Here is a 17,913-nt window from a genome sequence, read left to right as displayed (position 1 = left end):
CACTAAAGTAAAGGTTTTATTTTTAATTACTATAGCCTTATTTTCTATTTCTATTTTATAAACTTTTTAAAAATCACACAGCCATTCACGTCTCCGAAACCAAAACTAGCTTTAGCCACAATCTGAATATCTTTGTGGATTAACTTCATTGGTATTTGCGATTCATCTATTATTGCAGTGATATCGGGATTCAAGTCTTCGCAATTGATATTTGGAAAAATAATACCTTGATGTAATTGCAATACTGCAGCAACACTCTCAATACTTCCAGCTCCTGATAAGCAGTGGCCAACCATTGATTTTAATGAATTTATGTATGGAAAATGTTTTCCTTTTCTATTTAATGCTTCACTCCAGTTTTGAATTTCTAAACTATCCTTAGAGGTCGCAGTCAAATGTCCATTAATCACGTCGATTTCATTAGCATTTACTCCAGCGTTTAAAAGCGCATCATTAATACATTTTTTAACTGCAACTGGGTTTGGCGCCGTCATAGTGCCGAGTCCGCGTTGACCTCCAGAATTTACATTTCCTCCTAAAATTTCAGCGTAAATTGTAGCGCCACGTTTCAAAGCGCTTTCTAAATCTTCGATAACCATTGCTCCTGCGCCACTTCCTGGAACAAATCCAGAGGCAGTTGCGCTCATGGGTCTCGAACCTTCTTCAGGCGATTGATTGTGTTTAAAAGTACAAACTCGCATAGCATCAAAACCACCCCAGATATAAGGGCCAGAATCGCTAGTACTTCCTGCTACTATTCGTTTAGCTTGACCTAATTTAATTCTTTCGTATGCCATCAAGATACTTTCGGTACCCGTTGTGCAAGCAGAAGAATTTGTTGTGACTTGGTTACCCAAACCTAATTTTCCACCTAAATAAGCGCTAACACCACTATTCATTGTTTGCGCGACGGCTGTACTTCCCAAACGTCTCGTTTGGAGATCGTCAATTTTATAAATGCTCTCTCGAAATTTATCAATTCCAGAAGTTCCAGTTCCAAATATAGTTCCGCTATCCCAATCAGGTTCTTTATTATTTTCTATAGCTAAACCTGCATCTTTCCATGCATCAATTCCTGCAATAACACCGTATAGAATCCCAGACGAATTAAAATTGCGCAGTTCTAACTCTGAAAAATAATTCAAAGATAATTCTGTAGAAATTTCAGGTTTTCCTGATATCTGACATGAAAACTGCAAGCGCTCCAATTCAGAATCGTGCTTTATTCCTGATAAACCATTTTTTATGGCGTCAGTGAATGCGTCAAGCCCTACTCCATTTGGTGCAACTACTCCTAGTCCCGTTATTACTACTCTTCTATTCATTTGTGAATACAGTTTAAAAGACAATTTAAAAATTAATAATGTTCTATCTAAAATTAATTTTAATCGAATAATAAAAATAATGGTTTAATATTATGCAAATTAAACGAGCATTCCAGCAATTGTTCCTGTACAAACTACTTCATTATTGTGGTTTTTCATTATTACTTTACATTTTAATTTTCCAAATCTAAAATATACTTTTTCTGAAATTACTCTTACTTTTTCGTTAGGAAATACTGGTTTTAAAAATTCAATATCAGTTGATGTTAAGGCAATTGAATTACTTTTACTTACTTCTTTATTTAATATGAATATCCCCAAGCAAACGAGACCAATTTGAGCCATTGTTTCGGTTAAAATAACTCCAGGGGTTATGGGATTATCTTTAAAATGTCCTTTATAAAATTCGAGGTTTTCATCGAAAGTGTAATTCCCTTCCACCCCATTTTCATCAAGATGAGTTATTTCATCAACAAACAAAAATGGTTTTGAATACGGTAATTTTGAAATAATATCTTGATAATTCAGCATTTTAAATATTTCATTTTTTATAATGTGATTACAAAAATTAAGTTCAGTACTTTTTCTGTAATCTGTACGAACTAATTTTCTTTCTAAAACTGCAGTAAAACACGTTGCGCTGAAAATCCTGGACCAAAGCTCAACATAAGTCCTCTTGTTCCTTTTTCTGGTTTATCATCCATAATACGCTCTAAAACATACAAAACTGTAGCGCTTGACATATTGCCGTAAAGTCTAAGCACTTCTTTAGTATCATTTATATTTTTGCCCATGTCAGAAAATAAAGCTTCGACAGTTTGCACAATTTTTTTACCACCTGGATGAAAAATTAAGTGATCAATTTGCGAAATATCTAATTGATTTTTTTCCAGAAAAGGATTAATTATTGCAGGAAAATGCGAAGAAATAGTTTCAGGGACCTCTATATCTAATACCATCTGCAAACCAGAATTAGTAAGTTTGAAACCCATCATGTCTATGTTGTCATAGAAATGATACATTTCTTCAGCTACTATTTCAGGACCATCGTCATCTTTATGTGAAGAAAGCAAGACACAAGCAGCTCCATCACCAAAAATAGCGGCGCTTACTATATTAGCCATAGAGTAATCATCTAATTGAAAAGTTGCTGTTGGACTTTCGACAGCAATTACGGCAGCACGTTTACCAGGATTTGCTTTCAAGAAGTTTTTAGCATAAATAATCCCCGAAACACCTGCAGCACAACCCATCTCAGTAACAGGAAGGCGTACAATATCTTGGCGCAATTTTAATTTATTAATTAAGTAGGCATCAAGCGAAGGAATCATAATTCCAGTGCAGCTTACCGTGATTATGAAATCTAAATCTTCCGGCATCCATTTTGCCTTTGCTAGCGCTTTTTCTAATACTTTTTCACCTAAATCAATTACTTCGCGTACATAAATATCATTTCTTTCTTCAAAAGAAGTTTTGGTAAATACTTCGATTGGATCCATTATGGAATATCGTTTATCTACAGCGGCTCCTTCAAATATTTTTTTTACTTTTCGAATGAAACGCTCGTCTTGACCTTCTAACCACGCATCAAGAAACGGAATGATCTCGTCAGTATTTCTAGAATATTTTGGTAACTGTTTTGTTACTGTTTTTATCTTTACACTCATAATTTTGAAATTATCCATTGGTATCTAAACGCCCATTTCCAATGAATTTTATAATGGGTAAAATTTAATTTTTTACAAAAAGTTACTAATTCTTCTTTTTTAAATCCTCTTAAAATCGAAGTTAGTCCATCTTCTCTTGACATATCGTTCAAATTAAAAACAAAGCATAAAGCTTGAAATAAACGGTAAGCGAAAGCGCTTCTTTGTAAATCGTTTATAACAATTCCTATAGTTGCATTTGAATAAAAAGTTTGTAATAAGTCAACTATTTCGTCATCTTTAAAATGATGTAAAGTCAATGTGCACAATACAATATCATATTTCATTTCGCGGAATTCTTCATCGAAAATGTCTTGACAACTATAACTAATATTCTTGTAGTTTTCTGATAATTTTATTGCGTGCGATATTGTAAATTTATTTGCATCTATTCCTAAAAGTTTAAATTTAATGTTTTTTTCCAAACCAAATTCAGCTAGAGTACGCAACATATCACCGTTTCCACAACCTATATCTACAATTACAATTTCTCTATCTTTTGCATCTGCAGGAAGTAAATCTTTCACTCCTTCTAATGTAAGTTTGTTTCCTCCTAAAAGCTGATTGATTTTGGCAATTTTATCTAAAGCATCTCTCAAAATTTCACCCTCCATTGCAAAATCGTCCATTATCTCTGGATCATCAGTTCTATATCTCGTATCTATTGCCATCTAAATTGGTTTTCCATGCGTTTTTTTTATGATCATTGGTAACAAAAAAGGAAATAAAATTAAAAACTTAAGTACAAATTGTGCTGTCTTTTCATGTTGCAGTAATTTTCCTAATGTACGTCCTACTTTTAGTCTACTTTTAAAATTCTTGTTCCAATCTAGCCTATAATTATTTTCTAAGGTAGACCTATTTATTCTATTTTCAAGAAACTGAATTGAATTTTCTGCTGCTAATTTTGCGCTGTGAATGGCCATAGCCATACCGTTACCGCAAAGCGGATGAATTAATCCCGCTGTATCACCAATCATTAGAATATGATTTTCTACACTTTTTTTCTCTTCAAAAGAAACTTGACTGATCGTTAACGGTTTTTCAAATTGTATACTTCCAGCTCTAAATATTTCTTTTAAAATCGGATTTTTGCAAACGATGTTTTCCTGATAATCATCGATAGATTTATAGCTTTTAAAGGTCTCGTAATTAGCTAAATAACAAATGTTTACTAAATCATTTTCGACCTTAGAAACTCCGCAATATCCACCTTTAAAATGATGCAGTCCTACAACATCATCTGGAAAATCTAATTTGTAATGTGCTTTAACGCCAAGCCAGTTGGACTGTTTTTGAATAAATTTTCGTTTTAATTTGATGTCTAAGTTTGATCTTTTTCCAAATGCACCAAGAACAATTGACGCACTATAATGAGCAGTATTTGTAGTAACTTTAAATACATCATCTGAGAAATCAATATTTAAAACAGTCTCTTGAATCACTTGACAACCAATGCTTCTCGCATAATTATAAAGATATAAATCTAATGCATAACGACTGATCCCTATTCCACCTAATGGTAATACAGTGTTAATCGTTTTTCCTGAGACTAAAGAGAATGATAGTTTTTCAATATGTTTTGGAAGAAGTGACTCAATGTCTAAACCTAGATATTCTAAATATGGCAAAACTTCTTTAGAGATATATTCTCCGCACACCTTATGTTTAGGAAAGTCATTTTTCTCAATCACTAAAACAGTATAATTTTTCTTTCGAAGATGAATAGCTGCAGTAAGCCCAGCTAATCCACCACCAACAATCACTATAGTTTTTTGTGCCATATCTCGTAAATTTAGCAATTTAACAGACTAATAACATAATAACTGTATTAAATTTTTAATACTTTTTGTAATAAAAATTTAAAATGCTAGATTTGTTTACTAATGAGAATTAAAAATATAAAAAGTGCCTTACTAATTTTCCCCGTAATTTTTCTGGGAATCTACTTTTGCGCGGGAATTTTTTTTGATTCAAATTTAGTCGTTTATATCAAACCACTTATCATACCCTCATTCTTAGTTTACGCATTAGTTAATAATTATAATAAACTCACTCCTAACTATATTTTATTTGTCGTTCTATTTTATTTGAATGAATTGCTGATTTTATTTTGGGAAGATTCGGTGCAGTTATTTAGAGCAGCTTTGCTAGCCTCTATTTTTTGTTACCTATCATTAATCAGTTTAGGGTATAAGTCAATAAAAAGTTTAAAATTATATACCCCTCCAAACGGATTTACACTATTTATTCTAGCTTTAAACGCTGTTTTTTTAATAGCTATAATGTATATTTTAATATCGGCAATAGGAGACCTTTATCTGAATGTTATATTAATTTTTAATGCACTTGTAACTATACTTTTAGCTATTACTGCTGTTTTATATTTAGGAAAATTTGCGAATAAAAAAGCATATTACTATTTTTTTGGGGCAATAGCCTTGATATTTAATGATGTTTTTGCTGCGATTGGTACTTACTTTGTTGAAAATGTGGTGTTAAACACTTTTGATAGACTACTACATTTCATTTCGTTTTATCTTATTTATCTTTTTGTGATAACAGACAAAAAAAAGGTTGGAAATCATATCACTGATTCCCAACCTCAATTTTAAATAATACTTTATTCTTTCTTAAATCTTACCTTCTTTTATTTCTTCTACAATTTCAGGATTTAATAAAGTTGAAATATCACCAAAATTAGAATAATCTCCCTCTGCAATTTTTCTAAGAATTCGTCTCATAATCTTACCAGAACGCGTTTTAGGTAATCCAGAAACAAACTGAATTTTATCTAATTTAGCAATTGGACCAATATGATCAGAAATAAGTTGGTTAATTTCCTTAGTTAAATTCTCTCTTACACGATACTCTCCAGTCTCTTTTAAGATAACAAAACCATAAAGAGCATTTCCTTTTATATCATGAGGAAAACCTACAATAGCACTTTCTGCAACTGCTGGATGTTCGTTGATTGCATCCTCAATTGGTGCAGTTCCTAGATTATGTCCAGAAACAATTACAACATCATCTACGCGTCCAGTAATTCGGTAGTAGCCCACTTCATCTCTTAATGCGCCATCTCCTGTAAAATATTTACCTGGAAAAGCAGAGAAATAAGTGTCTTTATAACGCTGATGATCTCCCCAAATAGTTCTTGCGATTCCTGGCCATGGAAATTTAATACATAAACTTCCTGTAACTTGATTTCCTTCTATTTCGTTGCGTTTATCATCCATTAAAACGGGCTGCACTCCAGGTAATGGTAGAGAAGCGTATGTTGGTTTTGTGGGTGTAACAAATGCTAGTGGTGAAATAAGAATTCCTCCAGTTTCAGTTTGCCACCAAGTATCTACTAAAGGACATCTTTTACCTCCAACATGGTCGTTGTACCAATGCCAAGCTTCTTCATTAATAGGCTCTCCTACAGAACCAATTACTTTTAATGACTTAAGTTCATATTTTTGAACGTACTCCAAATTCTCTTTCGCTAAAGCGCGAATAGCAGTTGGAGCAGTATAAAACTGTGTGATTTTATGTTTTTCGATTATTTCCCAAAAACGGCTAAAATCAGGATAAGAAGGAACACCTTCAAAGATTACTGTTGTCGCTCCATTCAATAATGGTCCATAAAGTATGTACGAATGCCCAGTAATCCAACCGATATCAGCCGTACACCAGAAAATATCATTGTCCTCGTAGTTAAAAACATTTTTAAAGGTGTAAGCACTGTAAACCATATAACCTGCAGTGGTGTGAACCATTCCTTTTGGCTTTCCAGTTGAGCCAGAAGTGTAAAGAATAAATAATGGATCTTCAGCATCCATTATTTCTGCAACATTATTATCCGTTGCTGAGTCTAAAAGTGGTTGTAACCATTGGTCACGACCTTCTTTCATAGTAATTTCAGAGTTTATTCTTTTTACTACTAACACATTTTCGACGCAAGAACATTTTTCTAAGGCTTCATCAACTATTCCTTTTAGATCAATTGTTTTACTACCCCTATACCCACCATCTGATGTGATAACCATTTTACACTCACTATCGTTGATACGGCTGGCTATAGCTGATGCTGAAAATCCAGCAAATACAACAGAGTGAACTGCTCCTATTCTAGCGCAAGCTAAAGTCGTAATGGCTAATTCAGGAATCATTGGTAAATAAATACAAACGCGATCTCCTTTTTTAATTCCTTGGTCACGTAATACATTTGCCATTTTACATACGCGCTCGTGTAATTCATTATACGTTATATGCAATGCCTCTTCCGAAGGATCATTAGGTTCAAAAATTATTGCAGTCTTATCTCCTTTTTTAGCTAAATGTCTATCTATACAGTTTTTAACGATGTTTACTTTTGCTCCGGTAAACCATTTGATATCGGCTTCTACCATATCAAATTCTACAACTTTATCCCATTGCTGGTACCAAGTGAAATTTTCTTGTGCAATTTTACCCCAGAATTTTCTAGGCTCACGAACTGATTTATTGTAGTGTTTAAAATACTGTTCTAAATTTTCTATTTTATAGTAGCTCATGTTTAATTTTTTTTATAAAAGTATTAAATCTCTCTGTATTCTTAAAACTATTTACATTATTAATAAGCACATAAAAAAACACATAATGAATAAAAATCATAGTTTTTATGCTAATTCATCTAAAATTTAGGTTTGTTCGAAAAAAATAGAAATAAAAAAAACGAGAAAGATTTACTCCTTCCCGTTTTTCTAATAACAAAATTGAAAACCTAGTATTTAGTAACAGTAAGTATCATCTAAATCATAATTAACCACTAATTTAATTTAAAACAAGAACACTTATTACCAAAAATTTTAAAATTGAAATTCTATAAAAGAAACTCAATTATTGCATTAATTATGTACTATTCTAAAAAATAAGGGATCAATTCACTTAACTCTATCCTCATATAAAGTCAAGTGAATGTAAAAGCAATCTACTTCATTTTTAACCCTTTAATAAATTTTAACTAATTCAAAATAATATTAAATTAAATGAGATAGTGCTAATCCCTAAAACAAATATTTAAAATTCCTTTCTAAGGAAATTATCCAATTTTCTTCATCGCAGTCATCGATTCTCTCAACCATTCACCAACTTCTTCAATTGGATGTTGACGGATGCTTTTATTCACTGCAATCAATACTGCATTCTCAACTCCATTTGATTTTGAAAATGGTTTACCAATAACATTAGTATCAACTGTTTTCATAAAGTCAGTTAATAATGGTTTACAAGCGTGGTCAAATAAATAACAACCATATTCTGCTGTATCAGAAATTATTCTATTCATTTCGTACAATTTCTTTCTCGCAACAGTATTTGCAATTAAAGGAAGCTCGTGCAAAGATTCATAATAAGCTGATTCTTCAATAATTCCGGATTGAGTCATCGTTTCAAAAGCTAGTTCTACTCCTGCTTTTACCATTGCAATCATTAAAACTCCATTGTCAAAATACTCTTGCTCTGAAATATCTGCCGTAGTTGGCGCTGTTTTTTCAAAATTAGTTTCTGCAGTTGCAGCTCTCCACGTTAATAGATTGATATCGTCGTTCGCCCAGTCAATCATCATGTTTTTTGAAAATTCACCTGAAATAATATCATCCATGTGTTTTTGAAACAATGGACGCATAATATCTTTTAATTCATCTGCTAATTCGTACGCTTCAATTTTTGCAGGATTAGACAAACGATCCATCATATTAGTTATTCCACCATGTTTCAAAGCTTCGGTTACTGTCTCCCAACCAAATTGTATTAATTTAGAAGCATAAGCTGGTTCAATTCCTTTTTCGACCATTTTGTCAAAACATAATATAGAGCCTGTTTGTAACATGCCACAAAGAATAGTTTGTTCACCCATTAAATCTGATTTTACTTCAGCAACAAATGAAGAATTTAAAACTCCTGCTTTATGACCTCCAGTAGCAACTGCGTATGCTTTTGCTTGTTCGAATCCAACTCCGTTAGGATCGTTTTCTGGGTGAACTGCAATTAAAGTTGGCACTCCAAAACCTCTTTTATATTCTTCTCTTACTTCAGAACCTGGACATTTTGGCGCACACATAATTACCGTAATATCTTTGCGAACTTGCATTCCTTCTTCCACAATATTGAATCCATGTGAATATGCTAGAGTAGCACCGTTTTTCATTAATGGCATAATTGCATTAACAACAGCAGTATGCTGTTTATCTGGAGTTAGATTACAAACTAAATCTGCTGAAGGAATTAATTCCTCGTATGTTCCAACTTTGAATCCATTATCAAAAGCATTTTTAAAAGAAGCTCTTTTCTCTGAAATTGCATCTGCTCTTAAAGCGTAAGATATATCTAATCCAGAATCTCTCATGTTTAATCCTTGGTTCAAACCTTGAGCTCCACAACCAACTATGACTACTTTTTTTCCTGCTAAAGCTTTTGTTCCATCTACAAATTCTGATTGGTCCATAAATTTACAAACGCCTAATTGCTCTAATTGTAATCTAAGTGGTAATGAATTGAAATAATTTGCCATTGTATACTTTTTAATGATTTTTTAATTTTTATTTGAAGTGACTTTATTCGAAAAGAGAAAGTCTAATTTTTATTTTAATGCTTCTAACATCGTTGATATTTCCATTTTTTGTTTCGATACCGAAATTCTTCCAGAACGAACAAACTGCATAATCCCAAAAGGTTTCAACTTTTTGTATAATTCCTCTATTTCTGCTCGTTGACCTGAAATTGAAATCACAAAAAAGTCTCTCGCAACAGTCACAATTTCTGAATGACTTTCCTTAATTATATTTTGAATTTCTCTTTCGTCAAAAAGTAAACTAGATTCTATTTTGAATAAAGCATTTTCCAAGAAAATAGTTTCTTCATCAATATGATAAAAAGCTTTTATAACCTCTATTTGCTTTTCTATTTGTCCGACTATGTTTTGCACCCATTTTTCAGTAGTATCAACCACAATGATAAATCTTGAAACATTTTCTATTTCAGATTCAGATACATTTAAACTTAAGATATTGATATGGCGCTTCAAGAATATTCCAGATATTCTATTCAATAAGCCCACATTGTTTTCTGAATAAACAGAAATGGTGAATGTTTTATTTTCCATAATATTAACTTAATCGGATATCAGAAACCGATGCTCCTGTTGGAATCATTGGGAATACGTTATTTTCTTTTTCTACCATTACCTCTAAGAAATAAGATTCTTTAGAAGCCATCATTTCTGCGACAGCGGCATCAAGATCTTCGCGTTTAGTGACTTTTTTAGCTTTGATGTAATACCCTTCAGCGATAGCAATAAAATTAGGATTTGTCATTTCTGTAGAAGCGTAACGCTTATCAAAAAACAGTTGTTGCCACTGACGAACCATTCCTAAAAACTCGTTATTTAGCACTACAATTTTTACAGGAACTTTAGTTTGGAAAATTGTACCCAGTTCTTGAATTGTCATTTGGAAACCACCATCTCCTATTATAGCGACCACTTCACGATCAGGCATTCCCATTTTAGCGCCAATAGCTGCTGGTAAAGCAAATCCCATTGTCCCTAAACCACCTGAAGTTACATTACTTTTTGTAGTATTAAATTTTGCATAACGGCAAGCAAACATTTGATGTTGCCCCACATCTGAAACCATAATTGCATCACCTTTTGAGTGCTTATTAATCATTTCAATAGTTTCTCCCATCGAAATACCTTTACCATTTGTTGGAGCTAACTCCTCATTGATAACTTGATCTAATTCAATTTGATATTTCTCCTTAAACTCATTGTGCCAAGATTCGTGCACATTATTTTCGATTAAGGGAAGTAATGCAGTTAATGATTCTTTTAAGTCAGCTAAAACTGCTACTGTAGTTTTTACATTTTTATCAATTTCAGCAGGATCAATTTCAAGGTGAATTACTTTAGCTTGTTTCGCGTAAGTAGCTAAATTTCCAGTAACGCGATCATCAAAACGCATTCCTAATGCAATCAATACATCGCATTCATTTGTTAAAACATTTGGGCCGTAATTTCCATGCATTCCAACCATTCCAACATTAAGTGGATGGTCAGTAGGCAAAGCTGAAAGACCTAAAATAGTCCACGCAGCAGGAATTCCTGATTTTTCAACTAATGCTTTTAATTCCGCTTCGGCTTCACTAAGAATGATACCTTGACCAAAAATTATAAAAGGTTTTTTTGCAGAATTTATTATTGCCGCCGCTTCTTGAACTTTTTCAAGATTCAATACTGGCTTCGGATTATAGCTTCTTATGCTTGTACATTTTTTATAGCTGAACTCGATTTCATCGAATTGAGCATTTTTAGTAATATCAATTAACACGGGACCTGGACGACCTGATTTTGCTATATAAAAAGCTTTCGCCATTATTTCTGGAATTTCAGATGCTTCCGTAATTTGATAATTCCATTTCGTAACAGGAGTTGAGATTCCTATGATATCCGTTTCTTGAAAAGCGTCAGAACCCAATAAATGTTTTCCTACTTGACCCGTAATACAAACCATTGGTGTGGAATCTATTTGAGCGTCAGCAATTCCAGTAACTAGATTAGTTGCTCCCGGTCCTGAAGTTGCAATTGCTACTCCTACTTTACCAGTTGCTCTTGCAAATCCTTGCGCAGCATGTGTTGCTCCTTGTTCATGACGTACTAAAACGTGGTGCAATTGACCTTGAAATTTATATAATTCATCGTAAACTGGCATAATCGCCCCACCGGGATAACCATAAACCAAATCTACCCCTTCTTCTAGCAAGCATCTTATTACAGCTTCAGCACCAGATATTTTATTATTTTTCATTTGATATTTGTATTTTCAAATCGTATTGAAATTTCTTTTTTTTCTTCTGCTTACTTATCTGTAACACATCCTGTTGAGGCACTTGAAACTGCTCTCGCGTATTTCAACAACACCCCTTTTGTTGCTTTTAATTCGGGTTGGACCCAAAGTGCTTTTCGAGCAGCAAATTCTTCATCAGAAATTTTAAGATTTATTGTGTTGTGTTTAGCATCAATAGTAATTACATCTCCGTTCTTGACGAGTGCTATTCCTCCACCATCAAAAGCTTCTGGAGTAATATGTCCTACAACAAAACCATGTGTACCTCCAGAAAATCTACCGTCAGTAATTAAAGCAACTGAATTTCCGAGTCCAGCGCCCATAATCGCAGAAGTTGGTTTTAACATTTCTGGCATTCCTGGACCACCTTTTGGACCACAATTTCTGATAACAACTACATTACCTGGATGAACTAAACCACTTTGAATTCCGGGAATAACTTCAAATTCACTTTCGAAAACGATAGCTTCACCTTCAAAAAATTCTCCTTCATTACCACTAATTTTAGCTACTGAACCTTCCTCAGCTAAATTTCCGTACAAAATCTGAATGTTACCTGTCGGTTTTAAAGCTTTCTGAATTTCGTGAATCACATCTTGTCCATCACTTAAATCAGGAACCGATGCTAAATTTTCTGCTACTGTTTTTCCGGTAACCGTTAAACATTCGCCATGAAGTAAACCCTCTTTCAATAAATATTTCATCACCGCTGGAACGCCACCTACTTGATGTAAATCTTCCATCATGTATTTACCACTTGGCTTTAAATCAGCTAAAACAGGTGTTTTATTACTTATATCTTGGAAATCTTTTAACGTAATTTCGATATCTACAGAATGCGCCATTGCTATAATATGCATTACGGCATTTGTTGAACCACCTAAAACCGCTACCATCATAATCGCATTTTCAAAAGCTTTGCGAGTCATAATATCCATAGGTTTGATATCTTTTTCTAACAATAGTCGTATCGCTTGACCAGCATCAACGCACTCTTGTTTTTTCTCATCACTTAAAGCAGGATTTGATGAACTGTATGGCAAACTCATTCCTAATGCTTCAATTGCCGATGCCATTGTATTAGCGGTGTACATTCCACCGCAAGCTCCAGCACCTGGACAAGCATTTTGAACTACGCCTTTAAAATCTTCGTCGGTTATAGTATTATTAAATTTCTTTCCTAATGCTTCAAAAGCAGAAACAATATTTAGAGATTCACCTTTCCATTTCCCAGAATGAATTGTTCCTCCGTAAACCATTATAGCAGGGCGATTTACTCTACCCATTGCGATTATTGCACCTGGCATATTTTTATCGCAACCTGGAATTGCAATCATACTATCGTACCATTGTGCACCCATTACAGTTTCAATAGAATCAGCAATTACGTCTCTTGAAACTAGTGAGAAACGCATTCCTTCTGTCCCATTTGAAATCCCGTCACTGACTCCAATAGTATTAAAAATTAAACCAACTAAATCTGCATTCCAAACTCCCTTTTTAACATCTTTTGCAAGATCATTTAGATGCATATTACAAGTATTCCCTTCATAACCCATGCTCACAATTCCCACTTGTGCTTTCTTCAAATCATCTTCAGTTAGACCTATTCCGTAGAGCATTGCTTGAGCAGCAGGTTGTGTCACGTCTTGAGTTATTGTTTTACTATACTTGTTTAATTCCATTGTGTTGTTATTTGTCTAATTTTTAATTTATTCCAAAAAAAAACCTCCCAATTTACGGGAGGTTTTAAATATATTTTAATTTATATCTATACCATTTCCCCTGCGCTTGTGTTTACCACAACGACATTAATAATTAGAGAAATAATAATTGAATTTTGCATTTTAATCTTTTATTTACTCTGCGAAAGTAGGACTACTTAAGTAATAAAAAAAACAAAATCTCAATTTTTAAGAAAATCTCAATTATTAATATACTTTTTTAACAATTTAATCTTAAACAATCGTTGATTGTCCGATATATACATTATCGCTTTTAAAATACAAGTCGTCTTTACTCAAAATGTAATTTGAAATAAAATCTCCTACCTCATTTGTTCCAAATTTTGAATAAGGATTTAAGTCTGCCGTCACCACATTTAATTCGATTGCTTTATGAACAGCTTCGTACACTTTTTCAGATTCAAGATGAAGACCAAAATGTTCTAAAAGCATTGCTGCTGATAATACAGAAGCGATGGGATTAGCGATGTTTCTTCTTTTTGCTTCTGCAAAAGAGCCATGAATTGGTTCGAATAAAACACTTGAATTTCCTAATGATGCAGATGGCAATAAACCAATAGCGCCAGTTATAACACTAGCTTCATCAGATAATATATCACCAAATAAATTCTCAGTCAGTATAACGTCAAATTGCTTAGGATTAATTATTATTTGCATCGCGGCATTGTCAACTAAAAGGAATTCTAGCGCTACATCAGGATAATTTTTTGCAACTTCAGTCGCTGTTCTTCTCCATAATCGAGAAGTTTCAAGAATGCTGGCTTTATCGACAAGAGTAACTTTGTTTTTTCTTTTTTGCGCAGCTTTGAAAGCCAAATGAGAGATTCTGATAATTTCTTCTTCCGTATATTCACATAAGTCTGAAGCTACAGTTCCCTGATCATTTATCTTTTTCTCACAAAAATAAGAACCTCCAGAAATTTCTCTGAAAATTATAAAATCCGTGTCTTCAATAATTTTTCTTTTTAAGGGAGATAAATCAAGAAGGTCTTTGTAAGGTTTAATAGGTCGAATATTTGCGTACAAACCTAGTGCTTGGCGCAATTTTAGTAAACCTTGAATAGGATTTAATTTATTATTTATATCATTGTCATGCTCTGCATCGCCTACAGTTCCAAAAAGTACTGCATCAGTATTTAAGCATAAATTTAGTGTTTGTTCTGGTAGCGGATTCCCCGTTTTTTCGACAGCAATTGCCCCAATAAAAGCATCCTCAAATACAAACTCATGGTCATAAACAATAGCAATAGCATTTAATGCTTTTTTTGCTTGTAAAATAACTTCTGGACCTATCCCGTCTCCTGAAAGAACTGCTATTTTTAAATTCATAAGATTGCTTATTTTTATATTCGAATGCTACTTTTTAAATCTTGAAAACTGTATTAATTTATAATCAACTCATCTTGTATTTTACAGACCTCAATAATTTGATGAATGTCGTTGTCCACAACCTCTTTCTTAATATCTGCAAATCTTAAAAATTCTATGTAGACAATATCTAATTGAACTTTCGAAAGTTCGTAGCCTACTTTTTTAGCTCTGTATGCTAAAGCTGCTCTACCACTTCTAGCCGTTAGCACGATAGAAGACTCATTTACACCTACATCAAGAGGATCCATTATTTCATAAGTTGATCTGTTTTTTATAACGCCATCTTGATGAATTCCAGAACTATGAGCAAACGCATTAGCGCCGACAATTGCTTTATTAGGTTGAACAATCATTCCCATACTTTCAGAAACTAAACGACTCATTTCGTTTAATTGTTTTGAATCAATATCAGTATATAAATTCAAATACGGATGTTGTTTGAATATCATTACTACCTCTTCAAGCGCAGTATTTCCAGCTCTTTCTCCTATTCCGTTAATAGTGCATTCAATTTGTCTTGCTCCATTTACAGCACCAGCGATTGAGTTAGCCGTTGCCATTCCTAAATCATTATGACAATGACAAGAAAGAATAACATTCTCTATTCCCTTAACATTTTCTCTTAGATATTTTATTTTAGCGCCATATTCTTCAGGTAAACAATATCCCGTAGTATCTGGAATATTTAAAACTGTTGCACCAGATTTAATAGCTTCTTCACAAACTCTCGCTAAAAAATCGTTATCAGTTCGTCCTGCATCTTCAGCATAAAATTCTACATCTTCAACATATGATTTAGCATGTGCGACAGCATATTTTGCTCTAGCAATAACATCCTCTCTAGTGGTATTTAGTTTGTGAACAATATGTGATTCTGAAGTTCCAATTCCAGTATGGATTCTTGGTTTTTTTGCGTATTTAAGTGCTTGAGCAGCAACATCTATATCATTTTTTACAGCTCTGGTTAAACCACAAACTGTTGCGTTCTTTACAATTTTACTAATCTCTGTAACAGATAGAAAATCGCCTGGGCTAGAAACTGGAAAACCAGCTTCAATAATGTCAACACCCATCTCGTCTAAACGATTTGCTATCACTAGTTTTTGATTGGTATCTAACTTACATCCTGGGACCTGTTCTCCATCTCTCAAAGTGGTATCAAAAATTTGGACTTTCTCTCTATTCATTTTCATTTATTTAATGTAATTTCACATCTTAATAACAAAGTTATATCTGAAGGCTTTGATTATAAAACTCATTTTAACCGAATATACTATTTATAAAGCATACATAACACACTTAATGTATTGATCTTAAATGTATTACACTTCTTTAATTTACAATGGCTAACCATCAAAAAGATTTTTTATTTGTTTTAATAAAATCCCTTTCTAAGTCTGAGAAAAGGCAATTCAAGATTTTTGCGAGTAGATTAGAAACAAGTTCTAACACTAAATTTATCGAGCTTTTTAATATTCTTGATAAATCTGAAGGCTATGATGAAAAACTGATTTTAAAAAGTGGAGTTATAAAAAAAGTACAATTATCGAATCTCAAATCGTACTTATATAAACAAATTCTAGTAAGCATAAGACTGAATATTCCTAGTCAAAACATGAGGTATCAACTTCGTGAACAAATAGATTTTGCAACAATCCTATATAACAAAGGTTTGTATAAGCAAAGTCTGAAAATTCTAGATAAAACTAAAATTCTTGCATTGGAAAATGATGAGAAATTGATGGCTTATGAAATTGTAGAATTCGAAAAGTTAATCGAATCACAGTATATCACTCGAAGTATCCAAGGCCGTGCAGATGAATTAGTAGTACAAGCTAAAGAACTGAATTACCAGAATACGATTTCTAGTAAACTGTCTAATTTATCGCTGCAGCTTTACGGCATAATGTTAAAAACGGGTTACGTAAAAACAGACGAGGAATATAAATATATTGATACTTATTTTAACAAACATATCTCAAAATTAGACGAAAATAAATTTGGTTTCAGAGAGAAATATTGGTCCTACAACGCTAATCTTTGGCGCAGTTTCTTAGTACAAGATTTTTTAAGTAGTTATAAATATGCTTATAAATGGGTTACTCTTTTTTACGATCATCCAAGTATGATTTCGCTGAACCCAGTCTTCTTTCTCAAAGGAAATCACTATCTACTTGAGTCCTTATTTATGCTTAAATATAAATCTAAGTTTAAAGAGTATTTGCTAAAATTAGAAGAAACTATAAAAGATGTTAAATTTCCAGTGAATGACAACATTGCGTCTTTATCATTCTTATACTTATATAATAATAAATTAAATTATCATATTCTGGAAGGAACCTTTTCAGAGAGTGAATACCTCATTCCAGAAATTCTACATAAGTTAAATTTACATAGTGAGCATCTAGATGAGCATCACGAAATGTTATTCTTTTACAAGATCGCTAGTATTTACTTTGGAAATGAAAAGTATATCGAGTGTATTTTTTATCTAGAAAAGATAATTAGCAATAAGAATTTATCGATGCGTGAGGATTTAATGTGCTTTGCAAGACTTTTGAGTTTAATTGCGCATTACGAGTTAGGCAATGACTATTATTTAGAAAATCAGTTGAAAAATACGTACAAATTTCTTCTAAAAATGAATGATTTGCACGAAGTTCAAAAGGAAATAATGCGTTTTATGAAAAATCTAAATTCTATTTATCCAAGTGATATAAAAAAGGAGTTTATAAAAATGAGATTGCGTTTTATAGAGTTGGAAAAAAACACGTATGAGAAAAGAGCATTCTTATATCTAGACATTATCTCATGGCTGGAAAGCAAAATTGAGAATAAAAAAATAAGTGCTATTATAAAAGAGAAAGCAAAATTAAGTAATAGATAAAGAAAAAAG

14 protein-coding genes are annotated in these 17,913 nt (G+C 32.8%); 2 read left to right on the top strand and 12 right to left on the bottom strand.

What is annotated here, in order from left to right; all coding sequences use genetic code 11:
- Positions 1-50: 50 nt before the first annotated feature.
- From RCH19_RS06240 to RCH19_RS06220, 5 genes are all read right to left on the bottom strand, one after another.
- On the bottom strand, positions 51-1,325 hold the full coding sequence (locus tag RCH19_RS06240; protein ID WP_343022494.1) for a beta-ketoacyl-[acyl-carrier-protein] synthase family protein: 1,275 nt from the start codon (positions 1,323-1,325) through the stop codon (positions 51-53).
- Between the two features lie 99 nt (positions 1,326-1,424).
- On the bottom strand, positions 1,425-1,853 hold the full coding sequence (locus RCH19_RS06235; protein WP_343022509.1) for a 3-hydroxyacyl-ACP dehydratase FabZ family protein: 429 nt from the start codon (positions 1,851-1,853) through the stop codon (positions 1,425-1,427).
- An 86-nt stretch (positions 1,854-1,939) separates the two neighbouring features.
- Positions 1,940-2,992 carry a type III polyketide synthase gene (locus RCH19_RS06230; protein WP_343022493.1) on the bottom strand — a complete coding sequence of 351 codons (1,053 nt, stop codon included), beginning with the start codon at positions 2,990-2,992 and terminating at the stop codon, positions 1,940-1,942.
- Positions 2,989-3,702, bottom strand: coding sequence for a methyltransferase domain-containing protein (locus tag RCH19_RS06225; protein ID WP_343022492.1), 714 nt, complete (start codon positions 3,700-3,702; stop codon positions 2,989-2,991). Before RCH19_RS06225 ends, RCH19_RS06230 begins: the two co-directional genes overlap by 4 nt.
- Positions 3,703-4,815 carry an NAD(P)/FAD-dependent oxidoreductase gene (locus tag RCH19_RS06220; RefSeq protein WP_343022491.1) on the bottom strand — a complete coding sequence of 371 codons (1,113 nt, stop codon included), beginning with the start codon at positions 4,813-4,815 and terminating at the stop codon, positions 3,703-3,705. It lies immediately after the preceding gene.
- A 102-nt stretch (positions 4,816-4,917) separates the two neighbouring features.
- Here RCH19_RS06220 and RCH19_RS06215 point away from each other — a divergent pair, with 102 nt between their 5' ends.
- A complete protein-coding gene (locus RCH19_RS06215) occupies positions 4,918-5,646 on the top strand; it encodes a hypothetical protein (RefSeq protein ID WP_343022490.1) in 729 nt (242 codons plus the stop codon).
- 18 nt (positions 5,647-5,664) lie between these two features.
- On the opposite strand, the gene acs is transcribed toward RCH19_RS06215, so the two are convergent.
- The 7 genes from acs to RCH19_RS06180 all read right to left on the bottom strand — a co-directional run bounded on the left by acs (position 5,665) and on the right by RCH19_RS06180 (position 16,204).
- On the bottom strand, positions 5,665-7,572 hold the full coding sequence (acs, locus tag RCH19_RS06210) for an acetate--CoA ligase (RefSeq protein ID WP_121925238.1): 1,908 nt from the start codon (positions 7,570-7,572) through the stop codon (positions 5,665-5,667).
- 527 nt (positions 7,573-8,099) lie between these two features.
- Positions 8,100-9,569 carry a ketol-acid reductoisomerase gene (gene ilvC / locus RCH19_RS06205; protein ID WP_343022489.1) on the bottom strand — a complete coding sequence of 490 codons (1,470 nt, stop codon included), beginning with the start codon at positions 9,567-9,569 and terminating at the stop codon, positions 8,100-8,102.
- A 69-nt stretch (positions 9,570-9,638) separates the two neighbouring features.
- The gene (gene ilvN, locus RCH19_RS06200) at positions 9,639-10,160 is read right to left on the bottom strand and encodes an acetolactate synthase small subunit (protein ID WP_121925240.1); all 522 of its coding nucleotides are present in this window, start codon (positions 10,158-10,160) and stop codon (positions 9,639-9,641) included.
- A gap of 4 nt (positions 10,161-10,164) precedes the next feature.
- Positions 10,165-11,862 carry a biosynthetic-type acetolactate synthase large subunit gene (gene ilvB, locus RCH19_RS06195; RefSeq protein ID WP_121925241.1) on the bottom strand — a complete coding sequence of 566 codons (1,698 nt, stop codon included), beginning with the start codon at positions 11,860-11,862 and terminating at the stop codon, positions 10,165-10,167.
- 50 nt (positions 11,863-11,912) lie between these two features.
- Positions 11,913-13,586 carry a dihydroxy-acid dehydratase gene (gene ilvD / locus RCH19_RS06190; protein ID WP_343022488.1) on the bottom strand — a complete coding sequence of 558 codons (1,674 nt, stop codon included), beginning with the start codon at positions 13,584-13,586 and terminating at the stop codon, positions 11,913-11,915.
- Between the two features lie 273 nt (positions 13,587-13,859).
- Complete coding sequence (gene leuB / locus RCH19_RS06185) at positions 13,860-14,975, bottom strand: 3-isopropylmalate dehydrogenase (protein WP_343022487.1); 1,116 nt, start codon at positions 14,973-14,975, stop codon at positions 13,860-13,862.
- Positions 14,976-15,028: 53 nt separating this feature from the next.
- Complete coding sequence (locus tag RCH19_RS06180; RefSeq protein WP_121925675.1) at positions 15,029-16,204, bottom strand: 2-isopropylmalate synthase; 1,176 nt, start codon at positions 16,202-16,204, stop codon at positions 15,029-15,031.
- A gap of 155 nt (positions 16,205-16,359) precedes the next feature.
- Here RCH19_RS06180 and RCH19_RS06175 point away from each other — a divergent pair, with 155 nt between their 5' ends.
- Positions 16,360-17,904 carry a hypothetical protein gene (locus tag RCH19_RS06175; protein ID WP_343022486.1) on the top strand — a complete coding sequence of 515 codons (1,545 nt, stop codon included), beginning with the start codon at positions 16,360-16,362 and terminating at the stop codon, positions 17,902-17,904.
- Positions 17,905-17,913 lie beyond the last annotated feature (9 nt).

Origin of the sequence: Flavobacterium sp. PL12 (genome assembly GCF_039123485.1) — a bacterium.
Lineage (GTDB): Bacteria > Bacteroidota > Bacteroidia > Flavobacteriales > Flavobacteriaceae > Flavobacterium > Flavobacterium weaverense.
Note: the sequence above shows the minus strand (reverse complement) of the source record. Positions and strands in the feature narration are given on the sequence as shown.